The sequence below is a fragment of the Pseudomonas sp. MPDS genome (genome assembly GCF_013283895.1).
GTDB classification, from domain to species: Bacteria; Pseudomonadota; Gammaproteobacteria; order Pseudomonadales; family Pseudomonadaceae; genus Aquipseudomonas; species Aquipseudomonas rhizophila.
Window position 1 is genome coordinate 4,947,142 of sequence record NZ_CP054128.1, and the last position, 19,283, is coordinate 4,966,424.

20 protein-coding genes are annotated in these 19,283 nt (G+C 59.7%); 8 read left to right on the forward strand and 12 right to left on the reverse strand.

Annotated features, from left to right (window positions below; genetic code table 11):
- Window positions 1–74 precede the first annotated feature (74 nt).
- The gene (locus tag HQ912_RS21870; protein WP_076386027.1) at window positions 75–2,126 is read left to right on the forward strand and encodes a putative bifunctional diguanylate cyclase/phosphodiesterase; all 2,052 of its coding nucleotides are present in this window, start codon (window positions 75–77) and stop codon (window positions 2,124–2,126) included.
- A gap of 264 nt (window positions 2,127–2,390) precedes the next feature.
- Window positions 2,391–3,725 carry an imelysin family protein gene (locus HQ912_RS21875; protein WP_092454369.1) on the forward strand — a complete coding sequence of 445 codons (1,335 nt, stop codon included), beginning with the start codon at window positions 2,391–2,393 and terminating at the stop codon, window positions 3,723–3,725.
- A gap of 215 nt (window positions 3,726–3,940) precedes the next feature.
- Here HQ912_RS21875 and HQ912_RS21880 read toward each other — a convergent pair whose 3' ends face one another.
- From HQ912_RS21880 to HQ912_RS21895, 4 genes are all read right to left on the reverse strand, one after another.
- The gene (locus tag HQ912_RS21880; RefSeq protein ID WP_107321633.1) at window positions 3,941–5,176 is read right to left on the reverse strand and encodes an RNA polymerase sigma factor; all 1,236 of its coding nucleotides are present in this window, start codon (window positions 5,174–5,176) and stop codon (window positions 3,941–3,943) included.
- Window positions 5,176–5,652, reverse strand: a complete 477-nt coding sequence (locus HQ912_RS21885; RefSeq protein WP_173407297.1) for an SRPBCC family protein — start codon at window positions 5,650–5,652, stop codon at window positions 5,176–5,178. Before HQ912_RS21885 ends, HQ912_RS21880 begins: the two co-directional genes overlap by 1 nt.
- 27 nt (window positions 5,653–5,679) lie before the next feature.
- The gene (locus HQ912_RS21890; RefSeq protein WP_173407298.1) at window positions 5,680–6,024 is read right to left on the reverse strand and encodes a YciI family protein; all 345 of its coding nucleotides are present in this window, start codon (window positions 6,022–6,024) and stop codon (window positions 5,680–5,682) included.
- A gap of 67 nt (window positions 6,025–6,091) precedes the next feature.
- Entirely contained in the window at window positions 6,092–6,526 is a 435-nt protein-coding gene (locus HQ912_RS21895; RefSeq protein ID WP_047228332.1) for a YybH family protein, read from the reverse strand.
- A gap of 142 nt (window positions 6,527–6,668) precedes the next feature.
- Here HQ912_RS21895 and HQ912_RS21900 point away from each other — a divergent pair, with 142 nt between their 5' ends.
- Window positions 6,669–7,175 (forward strand): GNAT family N-acetyltransferase, encoded by a 507-nt coding sequence (locus HQ912_RS21900; protein ID WP_076386032.1) that lies wholly within the window; start codon window positions 6,669–6,671, stop codon window positions 7,173–7,175.
- Between the two features lie 111 nt (window positions 7,176–7,286).
- On the opposite strand, the gene HQ912_RS21905 is transcribed toward HQ912_RS21900, so the two are convergent.
- Together HQ912_RS21905 and HQ912_RS21910 are read right to left on the reverse strand one after the other, a co-directional pair.
- Window positions 7,287–7,775: a GyrI-like domain-containing protein gene (locus tag HQ912_RS21905; protein WP_047228334.1), complete on the reverse strand. Its 489-nt coding sequence runs from the start codon at window positions 7,773–7,775 to the stop codon at window positions 7,287–7,289.
- Between the two features lie 75 nt (window positions 7,776–7,850).
- Window positions 7,851–8,516: a LysE family translocator gene (locus tag HQ912_RS21910; protein ID WP_173407561.1), complete on the reverse strand. Its 666-nt coding sequence runs from the start codon at window positions 8,514–8,516 to the stop codon at window positions 7,851–7,853.
- A 210-nt stretch (window positions 8,517–8,726) separates the two neighbouring features.
- On the opposite strand from HQ912_RS21910, the gene alaC reads away from it, so the two are divergent.
- Entirely contained in the window at window positions 8,727–9,944 is a 1,218-nt protein-coding gene (gene alaC / locus HQ912_RS21915) for an alanine transaminase (protein WP_076386034.1), read from the forward strand.
- Between the two features lie 168 nt (window positions 9,945–10,112).
- Here alaC and HQ912_RS21920 read toward each other — a convergent pair whose 3' ends face one another.
- Window positions 10,113–11,465: a GntP family permease gene (locus HQ912_RS21920; protein ID WP_047228337.1), complete on the reverse strand. Its 1,353-nt coding sequence runs from the start codon at window positions 11,463–11,465 to the stop codon at window positions 10,113–10,115.
- A 92-nt stretch (window positions 11,466–11,557) separates the two neighbouring features.
- Complete coding sequence (locus HQ912_RS21925) at window positions 11,558–12,091, reverse strand: gluconokinase (RefSeq protein WP_076386036.1); 534 nt, start codon at window positions 12,089–12,091, stop codon at window positions 11,558–11,560.
- 215 nt (window positions 12,092–12,306) lie between these two features.
- On the opposite strand from HQ912_RS21925, the gene HQ912_RS21930 reads away from it, so the two are divergent.
- The 3 genes from HQ912_RS21930 to HQ912_RS21940 all read left to right on the forward strand — a co-directional run bounded on the left by HQ912_RS21930 (window position 12,307) and on the right by HQ912_RS21940 (window position 14,756).
- Entirely contained in the window at window positions 12,307–13,338 is a 1,032-nt protein-coding gene (locus HQ912_RS21930) for a LacI family DNA-binding transcriptional regulator (protein WP_173407299.1), read from the forward strand.
- Between the two features lie 159 nt (window positions 13,339–13,497).
- Window positions 13,498–14,052, forward strand: coding sequence for a hypothetical protein (locus HQ912_RS21935; protein ID WP_173407300.1), 555 nt, complete (start codon window positions 13,498–13,500; stop codon window positions 14,050–14,052).
- Between the two features lie 281 nt (window positions 14,053–14,333).
- Entirely contained in the window at window positions 14,334–14,756 is a 423-nt protein-coding gene (locus tag HQ912_RS21940) for a GNAT family N-acetyltransferase (RefSeq protein WP_160891758.1), read from the forward strand.
- Between the two features lie 121 nt (window positions 14,757–14,877).
- Here the strand turns inward: HQ912_RS21940 and def are convergent, their stop codons facing one another.
- The 3 genes from def to HQ912_RS21955 form a co-directional block, all read right to left on the reverse strand.
- On the reverse strand, window positions 14,878–15,417 hold the full coding sequence (def, locus tag HQ912_RS21945; RefSeq protein ID WP_139050970.1) for a peptide deformylase: 540 nt from the start codon (window positions 15,415–15,417) through the stop codon (window positions 14,878–14,880).
- A 2-nt stretch (window positions 15,418–15,419) separates the two neighbouring features.
- Window positions 15,420–16,364, reverse strand: a complete 945-nt coding sequence (locus HQ912_RS21950; protein ID WP_047228343.1) for a YihY/virulence factor BrkB family protein — start codon at window positions 16,362–16,364, stop codon at window positions 15,420–15,422.
- Between the two features lie 175 nt (window positions 16,365–16,539).
- On the reverse strand, window positions 16,540–16,731 hold the full coding sequence (locus HQ912_RS21955; protein WP_047228344.1) for a CsbD family protein: 192 nt from the start codon (window positions 16,729–16,731) through the stop codon (window positions 16,540–16,542).
- A gap of 195 nt (window positions 16,732–16,926) precedes the next feature.
- Between HQ912_RS21955 and HQ912_RS21960 the strand changes: the two genes are divergently transcribed.
- Window positions 16,927–17,304 carry a hypothetical protein gene (locus HQ912_RS21960; RefSeq protein WP_030139341.1) on the forward strand — a complete coding sequence of 126 codons (378 nt, stop codon included), beginning with the start codon at window positions 16,927–16,929 and terminating at the stop codon, window positions 17,302–17,304.
- 216 nt (window positions 17,305–17,520) lie between these two features.
- Here the strand turns inward: HQ912_RS21960 and fadD1 are convergent, their stop codons facing one another.
- The gene (gene fadD1 / locus HQ912_RS21965; protein WP_173407301.1) at window positions 17,521–19,212 is read right to left on the reverse strand and encodes a long-chain-fatty-acid--CoA ligase FadD1; all 1,692 of its coding nucleotides are present in this window, start codon (window positions 19,210–19,212) and stop codon (window positions 17,521–17,523) included.
- Window positions 19,213–19,283 lie beyond the last annotated feature (71 nt).

Below are 19,283 nucleotides of genomic sequence, written 5' to 3' on the forward strand. Positions count from 1 at the left end.
TTTGACTGACATCACAGGATTGCCAATACTCATGGCAACTTGACGCTACTCGCACGGAACAAGGAACCCCCTCTTTGAAGCTGGAACTCAAGAACAGCTTGTCTGTGAAGTTGCTCCGGGTCGTGCTCCTTTCGGCATTGATCGTCGGCGTGGTATTGAGCTGCGCCCAGATCGTTTTCGATGCCTACAAAACCGACCATGCCGTCGCCAGCGATGCCCAACGAATTCTTGATATGTTCCGCGACCCTTCGACCCAGGCCGTCTATAGCCTTGACCGGGAGATGGGCATGCAAGTGATCGAGGGGCTGTTTCAGGACCAAGCTGTGCGCATGGCTTCTATCGGTCACCCTCACGAGACCATGCTCGCCGAAAAAACCCGGCCTTTGCAGCACTCTGGAAGTCGCTGGCTGACCGACCTGATCCTTGGCAAGGAACGCACATTCACCACGCAACTGGTGGGTCGCGGGCCTTATAGTGAATATTACGGTGACCTGAGCATTACTCTCGACACCGCCACCTACGGCCAGAGTTTCATCGTCAACTCTGTGATCATTTTCATATCGGGCATGTTGCGAGCCCTGGCGATGGGCCTGGTGTTGTACCTGGTCTATCACTGGCTGCTGACCAAACCGCTGTCGCGGATCATCGAACACCTGACCGAAATCAACCCCGACCGGCCGAGTGAACACAAGATCCCGCAGCTACGCGGCCACGAACAAAACGAGCTGGGGCTCTGGATCAACACCGCCAACCAATTGCTCGCCTCCATCGAGCGCAATACACACCTGCGCCACGAGGCGGAAAACAGCCTGCTGCGCATGGCCCAGTATGACTTCCTCACCGGCCTGCCCAATCGTCAGCAGCTTCAACAGCAACTGGACAAGATCCTGGTGGATGCCGGGCGCTTGCAACGTCGGGTGGCCGTACTGTGTGTGGGGCTGGATGACTTCAAGGGCATCAACGAACAGTTCAGCTATCAAACCGGCGACCAGTTGCTGCTGGCCCTGGCAGATAGGCTGCGAGCCCACAGCGGCCGCCTTGGCGCGCTGGCGCGACTGGGGGGCGACCAGTTCGCCCTGGTCCAGGCCGATATCGAACAACCTTACGAAGCCGCCGAGTTGGCCCAAAGCATCCTCGATGACCTGGAAGCGCCGTTCGTCCTCGACGATCGGCAAATCCGCCTGCGGGCGACCATCGGCATCACCCTCTTTCCCGAGGACGGGGACAGCACCGAGAAGTTGTTGCAGAAAGCCGAGCAGACCATGACCCTGGCCAAGGCCCGCTCGCGCAATCGCTACCAGTTCTACATCGCCAGCGTCGACAGTGAAATGCGCCGCCGTCGCGAGCTGGAAAAAGACCTGCGCGAGGCTCTGCTCCTCGAGCAGTTCAGCCTGGTGTACCAGCCGCAGGTCAGCTATCGCGACCTGCGAGTGGTCGGTACCGAGGCGCTGATTCGCTGGCATCACCCCGAACACGGCCTCGTGCCGCCGGACCTGTTCATTCCCTTGGCCGAACAGAACGGCACCATTATCGCCATCGGTGAATGGGTCCTGGATCAGGCTTGCAAACAGTTGCGCGAATGGCATGACCAGGGCTTCGTTGACCTGCGCATGGCGGTCAACCTGTCCACCGTACAATTGCACCATGCCGAACTGCCGCGGGTGGTGAACAACTTGCTGCAGATGTACCGCCTGCCGCCGCGCAGCCTGGAGCTGGAGGTCACGGAAACCGGCCTGATGGAAGACATCACGACAGCCGCCCAGCACTTGCTCAGCCTGCGCCGCTCCGGCGCGCTGATTGCCATTGATGACTTCGGGACCGGTTATTCGTCCCTGAGTTATCTCAAGAGCCTGCCGCTGGACAAGATCAAGATCGACAAGAGCTTCGTCCAGGACCTGCTCGATGACGAGGATGACGCGACCATCGTCCGGGCCATCATCCAGTTGGGCAAGAGCCTGGGGATGCAGGTAATCGCCGAGGGGGTTGAGACGGTCGAGCAGGAAGCCTACATCATCTCCGAGGGCTGCCATGAAGGTCAGGGGTATTACTACAGCAAACCGCTACCGGCACGGGAGTTGGGCATCTATCTCAAGCAGGCGCAGCGCAGCAAAGTCTCCATCATCTGATTCTTTCTCCTCGGATAGTCATGCCTCTGCCGGAGTTGGCGAAGCCTGCACTCTTTGGTTTGTTCGCTTGAGACTCAAGCGTCTGGGCAGAGATCGCCGCCTCGCTTAGCTCGGCGGCGCCTACGGAAGGCTGCCCGCGCCGCATCACAAATAAGAAATATTTACAGCTACAACCCTTTACACATAATGCAAATCTTTCGCATTATGTCGCAGCTTTGCGCACCTCGCGCCTGTCCCATCCATCACCGAAGCAGGATGTTCGCCATGATTCGTATGCCTCTGGCTACCGCCAGTTTGCTGGCCATCGCTATTTCCCTCGCCGGTTGCGGCGAAGGCAAAGACAAGGCCGCCGCGCCGCAAGCGCCCACGCCTGCAGCCAGCACCGCCGCCCCAGCCGCAGCCGGCAAAATCGACGAGGCCGCTGCCAAGGCCGTTGTCGCGCACTACGCCGACATCGTCCATGCGGTCTACAGCGATGCCGAATCCACCGCGAAAACCCTGCAAACCGCGATCGATGCGTTCCTGGCCAAACCGAACGACGAGACCCTCAACGCCGCCAAGGCCGCCTGGGTCGCTGCGCGCGTCCCTTACCTGCAAAGCGAAGTGTTCCGCTTCGGCAACACCATCATCGACGACTGGGAAGGCCAATTGAACGCCTGGCCGCTGGATGAAGGCCTGATCGACTACGTCGACACCTCCTACGCGCACGCATTGGGTAACCCGGGCGCCACCGCCAATATCATCGCCAATACCGAAGTCCAGGTAGGCGAAGACAAGGTCGACGTGAAAGACATCACCCCGGAGAAACTCGCCAGCCTGAACGAGCTGGGCGGTTCCGAGGCCAACGTCGCCACCGGCTACCACGCCATCGAATTTTTGCTGTGGGGCCAGGACCTCAACGGCACCGGCCCTGGTGCCGGCAAGCGTCCGGCTTCCGATTACCTGGAAGGTGCCGGGGCTACTGGCGGTCACAACGACCGTCGTCGCGCCTACCTCAAGGCCGTGACCCAACTGCTGGTCAGCGATCTGGAAGAAATGGTCGGCAACTGGAAGCCAAACGTGGCTGACAACTACCGCGCCACCCTGGAAGCCGAGCCTGCCGAAACCGGCCTGCGCAAGATGCTGTTCGGCATGGGCAGCCTGTCACTGGGCGAACTGGCGGGCGAACGCATGAAGGTGTCCCTGGAAGCCAACTCGCCAGAAGACGAGCAGGACTGCTTCAGCGACAACACCCACAACTCGCACTTCTACGATGCCAAAGGCGTACGCAACGTTTACCTGGGCGAATACACCCGCGTCGACGGCACCAAGATGACCGGCGCCAGCCTGTCGTCCCTGGTGGCCAAGGCTGACCCGGCCGCTGACAGCGCCCTCAAGGCCGACCTGGCCGACACCGAAGCCAAGATCCAGGTCATGGTCGATCACGCCAACAAGGGTGAGCACTACGACCAACTGATCGCTGCGGGCAACACCGCTGGCAACCAGGTCGTGCGCGACGCCATTGCCGCACTGGTCAAGCAGACCGGCGCGATCGAACAGGCCGCGGGCAAACTGGGCATCAGCGACCTGAACCCGGACAGCGCTGATCACGAGTTCTGATCAAGGCTGGTTGACTGACGGGTTATGCCCGTCAGCCAAGCCGTAAAACCCTGTGGGAGCGAGCCTGCTCGCGATAGCGATGTATCAGCCAACAGCAATGTGACTGACATAACGCTATCGCGAGCAGGCTCGCTCCCACAGTGGTTTCAGCTGTTCATAAATACGATGCACACCACAACGCCCGCTCCCACAGGAAATTTCATCGCTTGTGGTCATCACTGCAACCCCGCAAGCCGCCCCTCGATAAACCGCCTTTCCGGCAATTGCTGAGTCAATTCAAGCGCGCGTCGATATGCCGCTCTCGCCTCCTCCACGCGTCCCAACTGCCGACAGAGTTCTGCCCGCGCCGAGTGGGCCAGGTGATAATCGAGCAACTCGCCCCGGTCCAGAATCGCGTCGATCCGCTGCAAGCCCGCTTGCGGTCCATCGCGTTTGGCCAGGGCCGCGGCGCGGTTGAGTTCGATCACCGGCGAAGGCACCGCACGCAGCAACACATCATAGAGGCCGACGATCTGCGGCCAGTCGGTCTCCTGCGCCGTGGGGGCTTCGGCATGCACTGCCGCAATCGCAGCTTGCAGGCAATAAGGCCCGAACCTTCGGGTATTGAGCGCGGCTTCCACCAGGGCGCAGCCTTCGGCGATCATGTCGGCGTCCCACAAGGACCGGTCCTGCTCATCCAGCAGGATCAGTTCACCGCCGGGAGAGGTTCGTGCTCGCCGCCGCGACTCGTGCAGCAGCATCAATGCCAGCAAACCCATGACTTCGGCTTCAGGCAACAGCTCCATCAACAGGCGGGCCAGGCGGATGGCTTCGCGGGTCAAATCTTCACGCGTCACCTCAGCCCCCATCGAGGCCGAATAGCCTTCGTTGAATACCAGGTAGATCACTCGCAACACACTGTCCAGCCGCTCGGGCAGTTCCGAGCGGGACGGCACCTGATAGGGGATCTTCGCATCGCGAATTTTTGCCTTGGCCCGCACGATGCGCTGGGCGATGGCCGCCGGGGCGGCGAGAAAAGCCCGGGCGATCTCTTCGGTGGTCAGGTCGCACACTTCCCGCAACGTCAGCGGCACCTGGGCATCAGCGGCCAGGGCCGGGTGGCAACAGGTGAAGATCAGCCGCAGGCGATCGTCTTCCACGTCCTCATCACTCCAGTCGCTCTGCTCCAGTTCTTCGAGCTGGGCAATCAGCATCGGCCGGCTCGCCGCGAAGCGAGCGCGCCTGCGCAAACTGTCGATGGCCTTGAAGCGCCCGGCCGACACCAGCCAGGCCCGAGGATTGTCCGGCACACCGTCGCGCTGCCAGCGCTCGACCGCGATGAAGAAGGCCTCGTGCAAGGCCTCTTCAGCAAGGTCGAAATCCCCCAGCAGGCGAATCAGCGTCGCCAGGATGCGCCGCGAGTCTTGCCGATAAACCTGCTCGACCCGTGCACTGACTTCTTCGGCCGACATCAGTCGGGCATGCCCTGGGTCACCAGCGCTTCGAGCCGGTCAAGGCTCTGGCCCCAGTCGTCATGAAAGCCCATGGCTTCGTGGGCCTGGCGGTCTTCTTCGTTCCAGTGCAGGGCGCGGGCGGTGTAACGGGTTTTATCGCCCACTTCCTCAAGCAACACTTCGCCGGTCATGAAGGCTTTGCCGGAGGGGATCCAGCCGGGCACAAACGCATCGGTGAAGACCAGCCGCTGCGGGGCAACGATTTCCAGGAACACGCCCATGGTCGGATATTCACTGCCGTCCGGGGCACGCATCAGGGTGCGAAACTGACCACCGACCCACAGCTCCATTTCGCACTCCGGCGTAGTCATGCCGTGGGGTCCCCACCATTGGACAAGCAGCGCCGGCTCGGTCCAGGCGCGGAAAATCTTCTGGCGCGAGGCGTCGATCACTCGGCTGATGGATAACTCGAACGCGGCAGGTTTGAGGTTCATGAATAAAATCCTGTTTGTGATTGTTGTTCAGGGACTCAGTTGGCGTACCGGTCGGACCTCGACGCAGCCGACCCGGGCCGCCGGAATGTTGCCGGCGACCTGGAGGGCTTCGTTCAGGTCTTTGGCGTCGATCAGGTAGAAGCCCGCCAGTTGCTCCTTGGTTTCGGCAAACGGACCGTCCGTGATCGACAACTTGCCGCCGCGCATGCGCACCGTGGTAGCGGTCTGCACCGACTCCAGGGCCTCGGCGGCAATCATACGACCGCTCCCCTGGACCGACTCGGCGTAGGCCATGCATTCAGCGTCCTGCGGGCTGTCGGGTGAGTTGTGCAGCGCATGCTCGTTGCTATAGACCAGGCATAAGTACTTCATGGAAAGCTCCGTGATCGAACTGATCAACTATGAACCGCAGAAAAGCGCTCAGCGAAAAAACCGACGATCAGGGCTGCAGGTCGAACATCACCGTACCGGCCATCGGATCAAACGGCGCGGACCAGTGTTCGTGGACAATCTTCCATTGCCCGGCCACCCGTTGATAGCAGGCGGTCGTGCGCATCCAGCAAGCCTGCTCTTCACCTTTGTCGTTGGTGCCGCCGCAATAGGCCAGCCAGTGAGCGAAGGCGATCGTGTCAGCTGCGGTAATCTCGATCTGATGGAAGTCGAACTTGTGCGGTCCAGGGCACATCTCCATGCACGCCTGCCAATGGGCCCGGTAAGCGACTTTGCCCTTGAATTGCAGGGCCTGGATGGCATCGAACGAAACGATATTGTCGTCATAGAGCGCCATGACTTTTTCAACATTTTTTTCCATGACAGCCTGGCGATAAGTCTCGATCAAGGCCTTGATTTCGGTTTCGGTGGCTTGGGTATTCATGGTGATTCTCCGCAGGTTTTTGTTGAAGACACCCTTTGTCGTTTAGAGAAACTGCGAATCGACAACCCAAACAAAAATAATTCAAAGAAAAAAATTCGCTAGAATCCCAGGCCCATTCTGTCGGCAAACAACGGATGCTTTTGTGACCGCTCAGCTCGTACCCTACGAAGACCTCACCGAGCTGCAGCGCACGCAGGTCGAAGCCATCGAAATCCACCCCGAACAGATCAAGTTCGCCGGCGATATCCACGGCGCACTGCACACGCTGTTGTCCAGGCCCGGCCCTGGCGTCAAAGGGTTTGCGTTGCTGGCAGGCGAAGTGCCAGTGGCGTTCCTGTTACTCAAGCGCCCGCCAGTACTGCCCGCCTGGGCCAACGAACACAGCGCCACCCTGCACGCCCTGCAAGTCGATTATCGGGCCCAGGGCAAGGGTTACGGCAAGGCCTGCCTACTAGCGCTTCCTGCCGTGGCTCGGGCGGCATGGCCGCAAATCAGAGGACTGGAGCTTTCGGTCGACGCCGATAATGTCTCGGCCATCGGCCTGTATACCCGGCTGGGCTGGGTCGACAGTGGCGAAGCGTACAAGGGCCGCATCGGTTATGAGCGGCGGATGGGGCTGGTGTTTGACCAGGAGATAACCTGTCTGTGAGCGCGAGCCTGCTCGCGATTGTGGTGGGCCAGCTTGCATGAATGTTGGATGTGGCACCGCTATCGCGAGCAGGCTCGCTCCCACCGGTTTGCATTGCCGAGAGGATGGCAATCAGCTCGGTTTGAGAGGAATCCAGATTTCCAGAGAGCCTTCGCCGGTCCTGGGGTTGAAGTCTTCGCTGTAGCGTTCGAACTCCGGGGCCTCGGCAGCTGTGTGGCCGGATCGCGGCAGCCACTCTTTCCAGATGTAGTGGAACGTCTGCGGCAGGGCTTTCAACGGACCTTTGTGTTCGAACACTGCGTAGTGCGCAGGCTGTATTTCGATCCAGCGCAACTGTTCAGGCAAGTCATCGAGCCGGCTGACTTCCACGCCGGCAATGTATTCAAACCCACCCTTCCCGTCCGGGTTGCAACACACGCCATAGGTGACCTCATCTTTCTGCCCTGGCACTTTACCGAGCCAGGGCAAAAACTTTTCCCAGAGCAGCGGGATATCCTCGGCGGTGTCCGGGGTAAAACAGCCACCAAAACCGGCGATTATCTGAAAACGTCCGTGTTCGAAGCGTGGTTCGGCTGCGTTATCGGGTTCGTGCTTTTCCATGCGTCAACACTCCAGAAACGTGAGGTCGGGTGTTGCAGTATAGAAGCCTGATGAAGATTGCCAGGCCCGTTTCGCTTATCCGAGTCCAGGCACAACGGCCGGCGCCACTTTCCCGATAAACTCGTTGTAGCCAGAAACAATCACGTACACCGCGAAATAGCAGAAGATGGCGGCCGATGCCCAATAGCAATAGCGCAACAGTTTATCCCCCAGCAGCCTGCCGCCCTGGGTTGCTGCCAGGCACAGGCCTGCACACCAGAGAAGTCCGGCACAGAGAAATCCACTCAGGAACAGCGCCGAGCTGAGGATCCTTCCGCCGCCCGAGCGAGCGATCAATGTGCCGCCCACCGCCGCGAACCAGAGAATGGCACTGGGCGACGACATCGCCAGGAAAATCCCGCGAAAAAACTCCTGCCCGGATGAATGACTCCGCACCTCGCCAGCCTCGGCCAACGCCGCATGGTGATAGATCGCCGAATGAATCATCTTCGCTGCGAAATACAGCAGCACCACCGAGCCGCCGATCCACAGCACCCAGCGCACCGTTTCGTATTGCAGCAGCACCGTCATGCCGGCCAAGGCCAGGACCGCGTAGACCAGGTCCCCCACACATGTGCCCAGGCCCAGGGCGAAACCTTGGAAATAGCCACGTTGCATGGCCAGGGTAATCATCGCGATATTGGCCACGCCAATGTCCAGGCACAAAGAAAGGCTCAGCAGGAAACCGCTGGAAAATTCCATCATTCAGTCCATTCGTTTTTTGAACAGGGCGAGTCGTGCAGTGCGCAGGTGTTACTGAAAGTCCCCTGAGCGGATCGACAGTGTCGTCGAAAATAGTTGCGCGCCGCTACTGGACAATTGGCCATCAGCCCCTTTATCTTGCGCCGCAGGCCACCGCAGTGGCCAACGTCGCTCGGACGGTTCCGGGCGCTCACGTATCTCGAGGCAATAATGGCCAACCAAGGTTCGCCGCGCCGCTTTGCGCGCATCGATCGACTCCCCCCGTATGTATTCAATATCACTGCCGAGCTGAAGATGGCTGCGCGTCGGCGCGGCGAAGACATCATTGACTTGAGCATGGGTAACCCCGACGGCGCCACACCTCCACACATCGTGGAAAAGCTGGTCACCGTCGCCCAGCGTGAAGACACCCACGGTTACTCCACCTCCAAAGGCATACCGCGCCTACGCCGCGCCATTTCGCGCTGGTACAAGGACCGTTACGAGGTGGACATCGACCCGGAAACCGAAGCCATCGTCACCATCGGATCCAAAGAAGGCCTGGCGCATCTGATGCTGGCGACCCTGGACCAGGGCGACACCGTGCTGGTGCCCAATCCCAGCTATCCGATCCACATCTACGGCGCAGTGATCGCCGGCGCCCAGGTGCGTTCGGTGCCACTGGTGCCGGGGGTGGATTTCTTCGACGAGCTGGAGCGCGCCATTCGCGGCTCGATTCCCAAGCCGAAAATGATGATCCTGGGCTTTCCGTCCAACCCTACCGCGCAATGCGTGGAGCTGGATTTCTTCGAACGGGTCATCGCCTTGGCCAAACAGTACGACGTGCTGGTGATCCACGACCTGGCCTACGCCGATATCGTCTACGACGGCTGGAAAGCCCCGTCGATCATGCAGGTGCCGGGTGCAAAAGACATCGCCGTGGAATTCTTCACCCTGTCCAAAAGCTACAACATGGCTGGCTGGCGTATCGGCTTCATGGTGGGCAACCCGGAACTGGTCAACGCCCTGGCGCGGATCAAGAGCTACCACGACTACGGCACCTTCACACCGCTGCAAGTGGCGGCCATCGCCGCGCTTGAAGGCGACCAGCAGTGCGTGCGTGATATCGCCGAACAGTACCGCCAGCGCCGCAATGTGCTGGTCAAGGGTCTGCATGAACTGGGCTGGATGGTGGAAAACCCCAAGGCGTCGATGTACGTCTGGGCCAAGATCCCCGAGGCTTATGCACACCTGGGTTCGCTAGAGTTTGCCAAGAAGCTGTTGGCCGAAGCCAAGGTCTGCGTCTCGCCGGGGGTGGGGTTCGGTGAATATGGCGATGATCACGTGCGCTTTGCACTGATCGAAAACCAGGACCGGATTCGCCAGGCCGTTCGCGGCATTCGCGGGATGTTCCGGGCGGATGGGTTGGTAAGCAAACCGAACGCCTGATACCAAAATCAATGTGGGAGTTTGCTCCCACTCTGGATCTTCAGATCACCAGAAGCCAATGTGGGAGCGAGCCTGCTCGCGATAGCGGCATGACAGTCGACTTCGTTGCTGACGGTCAGTGCGCTATCGCGAGCAGGCTCGCTCCCACAATGGGTGATGCGTCGTCGCTTAGATCACCAGCGACAGCAACAGGATGAAGATCAGCGCTACCACGGACAGGATGGTTTCCATCGCGGTCCAGGTCTTGAAGGTTTCGGCCACGGTCATGTTGAAGTACTGCTTGACCAGCCAGAAGCCGGCATCGTTGACGTGAGACAGGATCAGCGAACCGGCACCGGTCGCCAGGACCAGCAGCTCACGGTTCACACCCGGAATCATCCCGACCACCGGTACCACGATCCCGGCACCCGTAATGGTTGCCACGGTCGCCGAGCCTGTGGCGATGCGAATCACCGCCGCCACCAGCCAGGCCAACAGGATCGGTGAAATCTGCGCACTCACCGCCATGTGACCGATCACATCACCCACACCGCTGGTGACCAGCATCTGCTTGAAGCCACCGCCTGCACCGATGATCAGAATGATCGCCGCAGTCGGTGCCAGACTCGCGTCCAGCCACTTGAGTATCTGGCTCGAACCGATGCCCTGCTTGTAGCCGAAGGTGTACAGCGACAGCAGTAATGCCAACAGAAGTGCAGAAATCGGATGCCCGATCAGGTCCATGAACGTGCGGAAGAAATTGCCCTCAGGCAACACCACATCGGCAAAGGTCTTGAGCAGCATCAGGAACACCGGCGAGAGCACGGTGATCAGCGTGATGTTGAAGCTCGGCAGATCGGCAGAATCGGTCTCACGTGCCAGTTGGTCCACCAGCTCCTGATTCGGATGGCCGGGGATATGCTTGGCAATGAATGTACCGAAAATCGGCCCGGCAATAATGGCCGTCGGCAGCGCCACGATCAGGCCATAGAGAATGGTTTTACCGATGTCGGCACCGAATACGCCAATCGCCAGTAGCGGGCCCGGGTGCGGTGGCACCAGGCCGTGGACCGCGGAAAGACCGGCCAGCAGCGGGATACCGATCTTGATGATCGAGACACCGGTGCGACGCGCCACGATGAACACCAGCGGGATCAGCAGCACGAAACCGATTTCGAAGAACAGCGGAATGCCCACCAGGAAGGCGGCGAACATCATGGCCCACTGCACTTTATCCTTGCCGAAGGCGCGGATCAGGGTTTGGGCGATCTGATCGGCCCCGCCCGATTCGGCCATCATTTTACCGAGCATCGTACCCAACGCCAGAATGATGCCGACAAAGCCCAGCACGCCACCGAAGCCGTCCTGGAACGCCTTGATGATGGTGCCGATCGGCATGCCCGAGGTCAGGCCCAGAAAAGCGGCCGCGATGGTCAGTGCAATGAACGGGTGGAGTTTGAACTTGGTGATGAGGACGATAAGTCCGATCACCGTAACCACTGCATCAAGCAGCAGAAACGTCTCGTGGGACATGCCGAACATGGGAGGTGTCTCCTGATTTGTTGTTGTTATTGAAGCGGTTATTTGTAAGCCGTCGGGACAGCGCTATCTTTCTGACGCAAAATTTTTGCAACTCAACTGGCCAGCTTCAAACCGTGATCCACCCACCAGACATAAGCCTGATGAGCCAGTTCATCGACGCTGTGGCTGGATGCATCCAGAGCCAGGGTCAGGGGCTCGCCAACAGGGGATTGAAGGGTGGCAAACTGGCTGTCGATCAGGGTCGACGGCATGAAATGCCCCGGACGATGGGACACGCGGTCGGCGGCCACTTCAGGGGTCAACTCAAGAAATACGAAGCCCAGGCCCGGCAAGGCACTGCGCAGACGCTCGCGATAACTGTGCTTGAGGGCCGAACAGGTCAGCACCGGACGCTCGCCCATCGCATCGACACGGCGCAACTCATCACACAGGCTGTCAAGCCAGCCGGCACGGTCGTCGTCGTTCAAGGGGATACCGGCGCTCATCTTCTGGATGTTGGCCGCAGGGTGGAAAGTGTCGCCTTCAATGGCGGTGGCGCCGCTCAACTGGCACAGGGCCTGGCTGACGCAAGTCTTGCCGCAACCGGCAACGCCCATGATGACCAGGGCGGTGATGGGATTATTCATGTAACACCTCAGCGCGCAGACAGCGCTACCTTTGCAAGTTGTGACACCAGAGCAAAAGCAGAAGTTGCCGACGCCTTCTTGTCATTTTTGTGGTTGCAGCATGTTCGTTCACAACGCTAACGGTCAGGGCTCAGGCAAACCCCGCTCACGCATTTGCAGCCGCGTCGAGACAGCGCTACCTTAGTGCCTTGATTTTTGTTTGGCAAGCCGCCCTGATGACCGTCACTAAACACGATAAGAATACCCGCACCACCGGTCGCCCCACGCTCAACGAAGTCGCACGCCTGGCCGGTGTCAGTCCTATCACCGCCTCCCGTGCCCTGCGCGGCGTCAGCACCGTTGCCGAAAGCCTGGTGGAAAAAGTCCGCCAGGCCGCCCGCGACCTGAACTACGTGGTCAACCCCGCCGCCCGCGCCCTGGCTTCGGCCCAGAGCCATTCGGTGGTGGTGCTGGTGCCGTCGTTGTCCAACCTGTTGTTCATCGACACCCTGGAAGCCATTCATCGTGTGCTCAGGCCCAAGGGCTTCGAAGTGGTCATCGGCAACTATCACTATTCCCGGGACGAAGAAGAAGACCTGCTGCGCAACTACATGGCCTATCAGCCACGCGGTCTGTTGCTGACCGGCTTCGACCGTACCGAGAGCGCCCGGCGCATGATCGAGGCCAGCAACATTCCCTGCGTGTACATGATGGAACTGGACCCCGGTGCGGGCCTTAACTGCGTCGGCTTTTCGCAACTCAAGGCCGGCGAGACGGCGGCCGAGCACTTGATCTCCCGGGGTCGCAAGCGCCTGGCCTATGTCGGCGCGCAACTGGACCAGCGCACGTTGCTGCGTGGCGAAGGTTTTCGCCGTGCTCTGCAGAAAGCCGGCCTGTACGACCCGGATCTGGAACTGTTGACCCCACGGCCATCCTCGGTGGGTCTGGGCGGCGAACTGTTCCTGCAGTTACTCGCCAGCCATCCGGACGTCGATGCAATCTTCTTCGGCAACGACGACCTGGCCCACGGCGCGCTGTTCGAAGCCCTGCGCTGTGGCATCAAGATTCCCGAACAGGTTGCGGTCCTGGGCTTCAACGATTTGCCCGCCTCGGCCCACATGGTGCCGCGCCTGAGCAGCATCAGCACGCCACGGGAAGCCATCGGCCAACGCGCCGCCGAACAGATGCTCACGTTGATGGCCGGCAACCGCATCGCTCAGCCGGTGGTGGACATGGGATTTGAACTCAAGGTTCGCGAAAGCACCTGAGTCCGACGGTCACGTGCGGTCGATCCATGCCGTCCGACGGCAAGGATTGGCCGCCATGATCGCCGGCAGATGCTACACAGGCCTTTGGATCCAGGGCTCGCGACGGCGGCATGGGATTTGCTCCTGCACATGGCTCAGCCATAACCGCAGGTATCCATCATGTTGGTCAGTGCACAACAGCAAGCGATGATTTTGCTGCCCAAGCGTCCGGGCGAGGATCCCACCGCAGAAGCCGCCAGCGGCCTGCAAAGCGCCGCGCTGCAGGCATTGCGCGATAACGTCCAGGCTCAGGCCAGCCAGGGCAGCACGCAGGTGCAGGCTTCGATCGCCCGACAAGCCACACAGCAGGTCAATGCCGCCACCGCCATCAGCGACAAGGTTGATGAAGCGTTTGCCAAGACCCGGGTTCAGTTGCAGACCGTTGCTTCATCAGCCTCCGATGAGGCCAAGGCACAGGGCAGCTCTGCTCTGGACGCATTCAAGGACTACATGAGCAAGACGCCTGAAGAGCGTCTGCGCGACAGCATTCTTGAAGAGATGGGCATCACCCAGGAAGAGTTCGAGGCGATGCCGCCCGAGAAGCAATTGGCGGTCAGTCAGGAGATTGCCCAGCGCATGCAGGACAAGACGGCGATGGCGCAGGTCGAGAAGGACCAGGAAAGTCGCAACTCCGGCAAAGACCCGGCTACGGACATGTTCCTCGCCTCGCTTTGATAGGCTGCTGGGGTCAGCGGGCCGATGGCCGGGATGCATCCCTGGCCCATCGCCCGCTGGCGTCGATTCAATGACCGAACAGATTCACCTTCTTGGCCTTTTTGTCGGCGCGCTTTTCATCGGCGGTCTTCGCCGGTTTTTTCTTTGCCGCTTTTTTTGAATCCATGCCTTTGGCCATGATACGTACTCCACTCATACGGGATGTGAAGTCAGGTATACACCTATCGCCGCCGACATGTTCTTTTATAATCACCCTCCCCTTCACCGCCCCTGACTTTGCCATGTCCCAGATCCACTACACGCGGCTCGATGAACCCTTGTGGCCGCTGATGAACAAGTTTTATCGCGCCCACCAATCTTCAATGAAAGCGGTGCGTGAAGCGCAGTTGTGGGTGGCGCGGCAGGATGAAATCATCGCGGCCCTGTGCTTGCGAGCGGTGTCGGGTGGGCATTGGCTGACGGGGTTGTTTGTCGACCCGGCGTATCGCATGCAGGGGATCGCAGCGCGCTTGATCGACGAAGCGGTGAAAGGCGTGGAAGGACCGGTCTGGTTGTTCTGCCATCCTGATTTGCGCGGCTTTTATGAGCGGCAGGGGTTCAGCTTCGACCCCGTGCTGCCTTATGCGATGGCCGAGCGCCTGAGTCGTTATGCACGCAGCAAGCCGATGATTGCGATGGGGATGGAACCTAAAACACTCTCCTGAAGCGCATCACAATCCAATGTGGGAGCGAGCCTGCTCGCAATAGCGGCGTGTCAGTCAACAGCTTCATAGCTGACTCACCGCTATCGCGAGCAGGCTCGCTCCCACAGAGGGTTTGCGTAGGCTAGTCGTCCACCGCAGGGTCCAGGTCCGGAAACATGACCTCGGTAAAGCCGAACTTACTGAAGTCAGTGATGCGCGAGGGGTACAGCCGCCCGATCAGGTGGTCGCACTCATGCTGCACCACCCGCGCATGAAAGCCCGAGGCCGTGCGCACAATGGCTTCGCCTTTGGGGTCAAAGCCTTCGTAGCGAATGTGCTGATAGCGATCGACCGCACCGCGCAGGCCCGGCACCGACAAGCAGCCCTCGAACCCCTCCTCCATCAGTGGGCCCAACGGCGTAATCAGCGGGTTGATCAGGATCGTCTGGGGCACCGCCTCGGCGTCCGGGTAACGCTCGCTGTGCTCGAAGCCAAAGATCACCAGTTGCAGGTCGACACCGATCTGCGGCGCGGCCAGGCCGACGCCGCCCACACTTTCCATGGTCTGGAACATGTCGTCGATCAACTGCCACAACTCTGGGCTGTCGAACATTTCCGGCGGCACCGGCGGGGCAATACGCAGTAGGCGTTCGTCGCCCATTTTCAGGATTTCACGAATCATGGTCAGGTTTCGTCAGTGTGGGGGTGAGGAATGGAATGGTCACGGCCCAGGCCCGACACATGCTGTTTTTCGTGCTCGCCCGGGCTCTTTTCACCACGGTCCTTGCCCTCGGCGGACATGTGCTCGATCACCGCGTTCATCTCGGCACCGAGCAACAGCACCGCCGAAGAAATGTAGAAGTACAGCAACAGCACAATAATCGCGCCGATACTGCCATACATGGCGTTGTAGTTGGCGAAGGTCTTGACGTAAAACGCAAAGCCCAGGGACGCGATGATCCACACCACCACCGCCAGCACCGACCCCGGCGTAATAAAGCGAAACTCCTGTTTGACGTCGGGCATCACGTAATAGATCAACGCCACGGCCACCATCAGCAAAAACACGATCACCGGCCAGCGCACGATGGTCCAGAGTGTGACGATGAACTCCTCCAGCCCGACCTGGGCCGCGATCCAGCCCATCACCTGCGGCCCGAGCACCATCAGCGCCGCGGCGGCCAACAACATGCCGGCGATGCCGATGGTGTAGAAAATCGACAGCGGAAAGCGCTTCCAGATCGGACGGCCCTCTACCACATCGTAGGCGGCGTTCATCGCGCTCATCATCAATCGGACACCGGCCGAGGCAGTCCACAACGCAATGACGATACCCACTGACAACAACCCCCCCTTGGATTGCTGAAGCTGGTCGATCACCGGGTTGACCTGCTCCAGGGCCTGGGGCGGCAACACCAGTTCCGATTGCAGGCGCAGCCAGGAGAAGAAGTCCGGCAAATGCAGGAAACCGATCAGTGCGATCAGGAACAGAATGAAGGGGAACAGCGAAAACAGCATCTGGTAGGCCAATGCCGAGGCGTAGGTCGACATCTCGTCGTCGAGAAACTCGGTCACGGTACGCATCATCACACGATGCAAGGGTAAGCCTTTCAAGGCCGGGAACATCATGTGCGTCTCCTTTCGCCGCAAAAAAGGAAGGTCGCCTGGCGACTCTCGGGGTTGCTATCCAAGACAAAAGTAACCTGTTTGGCGACTTTGGAACAATTTCCCCGGTGCAAGTTCGAGCAGACATGACAACGGCCACCCGCGGATGGCCGTTCCAATCGGTTATTCAACAGGCCGGTTATGCCTCGTCAACGCCTTTCTTGACTGCGTCCTTGGCCTTGCCCACGTTTTGCTGAACCTCACCTTTTTTCTCCTGGACCACGCCCTCAGCGCGCATGCGGTCATTGTCGGTGGCCTTGCCGACGCCTTGCTTGATGTTGCCGACGGCTTCGTTGGCAACGCCCTTCACTTTATCGCTCGTGCTACCCATGATGTCTCTCCTGTGAACAACTGTACGAAAAGTCATTACATAAGGGTTGACCGAGGCCGTTTGCGGGGAGTTTCATTTTTTCAGCAGCGCATTTCATCGTCAGATGCAGGTTGCGCTTTATGTTTGCCGATCCACCCCCGAGAATGCCCCACGTATTCAGGCTGCGACCTGAAGCTCCAATCTCGTAGGAACGTTATGAAACTCGATAAAAAGCAGGCCATCGCCCGCAGAAACCAGGAACTGGGCGGCGCCGTACTGGGCGTCAATAACTGCCACTTCAGCGAATTGAACCGCAACCGCAACATCTTCTGGTTCGATATCCCGGTGGCACGCCTGGCCATCGGTCAGTACGAATGGATCCACCTGCTGCTGCACACGCCGGCCACCGATGAGCTGCTGCACCTGAAGGTACCGACCGTGTTCCTGCGCGAAAAAATGGAAGGCCTGGAAGTACGCAACCAGGGCAAGCGCAAGGCGGCCCTGAGCCTGGAGCTGAGCGCCGACAAGGATTCGTACCTGCAGGACATGCGCCCGGGTGGCACCAACCTGGATTTTGCGCAGTTTCGGTTGTAACGCTCTACACAGGTGGGTGGCGCAGAGGCGCTATTGTGGCGAGGGAGCTTGCTCCCGCTGGACGCGTAGCGGCCCCTTGCAGTGGATCAGTTGGATCGGAGGGGCTGCTGCGCAGCCCAGCGGGAGCAAGCTCCCTCGCCACAACAGCTGCCACGCCCCAGAATTGCCGCGTAATAAAAAGCCCCGCACTGGCGGGGCTTTTTATTGGCAGCGGTTTTACTTCTTCAGACCCAACTTCTTCAGTTCTTCATCACGCAACTCGCGTCGCAGGATCTTGCCCACGTTGGTGGTCGGCAGCGCGTCGCGGAATTCCACCGCCTTGGGCACTTTGTAGCCCGTGACGTTGGCGCGCATGTGTTCCATCACCTGCTCTTTGGTCAGCGTGACACCCGGGCGGGGCACAATGAAAATCTTGATTGCCTCGCCGGATTTTTCGTCCGGTACACCGATGGCCGCGCACTGCAGGACGCCCGGCAGGGTCGCCAGCACGTCTTCCAGCTCGTTGGGGTATACGTTGAAACCGGAGATCAGGATCATGTCTTTCTTGCGATCGACGATGCGCATGTAGCCGTCCGGCTGGATCAGCGCGATATCGCCGGTCTTGAGCCAGCCTTCGCTGTCGAGGATCTCGTCGGTGGCGTCCTGGCGCTGCCAGTAGCCCTTCATGACCTGTGGACCTTTCACACACAGTTCACCGATTTCGCCCAATGGCAGTTCTTCGCCGGCGTCATTGATAATCTTGCACAGCGTCGACGGCACCGGAATGCCGATGGTGCCAATCTGGATTTTCTGGATCGGATTGACCGTGGCGACCGGGCTGGTTTCGGTCATGCCATAACCTTCGCAGATCGGGCAGCCGGTAACCGCTTTCCAGCGCTCGGCCGCCGCCAGTTGCAGGGCCATGCCACCGGACAACGTCACCTTCATTGCCGAGAAATCCAAGTTGCGGAAGGCTTCGTTGTTGCACAGGGCCACGAACAACGTGTTGAGGCCGACAAAACCGCTGAACTTCCACTTCGACAGTTCCTTGACCATCGCCGGGAGGTCGCGCGGGTTGCTGATCAGGATATTGTGGTTGCCGATCAGCATCATCGCCATGCAATGGAAGGTGAAAGCGTAGATGTGATACAGCGGCAGCGGCGTGATCAGGACCTCGCAACCTTCGTTGAGGTTGGACCCCATCAGTGCCTTGCACTGCAACATGTTCGCCACCAGGTTGCGATGGGTCAGCATCGCGCCCTTGGCCACGCCAGTGGTGCCGCCGGTGTACTGCAACACGGCCACGTCGTCACTGGTGGGGTTGGCTTCGGTCACTGGCTGGCCGTGGCCCTTGCTCAGCACATCGTTGAACTTGATGGCCTTGGGCAAGTGATAAGCGGGGACCATCTTCTTGACGTACTTGATCACGCTGTTGATCAGCAGACGCTTGAGTGGCGGCAGCAAATCGGCAACTTCGGTGACGATCACATGCTTGACGCCCGTCTTGGGCACCACAGCCTCGGCCAGGTGCGCCATGTTCGCCAGGCACACCAGCGCCTTGGCACCGGAGTCATTGAACTGGTGTTCCATTTCCCGCGCGGTGTACAGCGGGTTGGTGTTGACCACGATCAGGCCGGCGCGAATCGCACCGAACACGGCAACCGGGTACTGGAGAACGTTGGGCAGTTGCACGGCGATTCGATCGCCAGGCTGCAAGTCGGTATGCTGTTGCAGATACGCAGCAAAGGCACCGGACAATTCATACAGTTCCCCGTAGGTAATTGTCTTGCCCAGGTTGCTGAATGCCGGCTTGTCGGCGAAGCGTTGGCAGGACTGCTTCAACACCGCCTGAATATTCGGATACTCGTCTGGATTGATGTCGGCAGCAATCCCAGCTGGGTACTTATCCTTCCAAAAGTCTTCGATCATGGAAGCCCACTCCTCAGCAACGCGAATTCTCACCGCATTTGATGCGATTATTATTGGTGTGTGTTTATTGG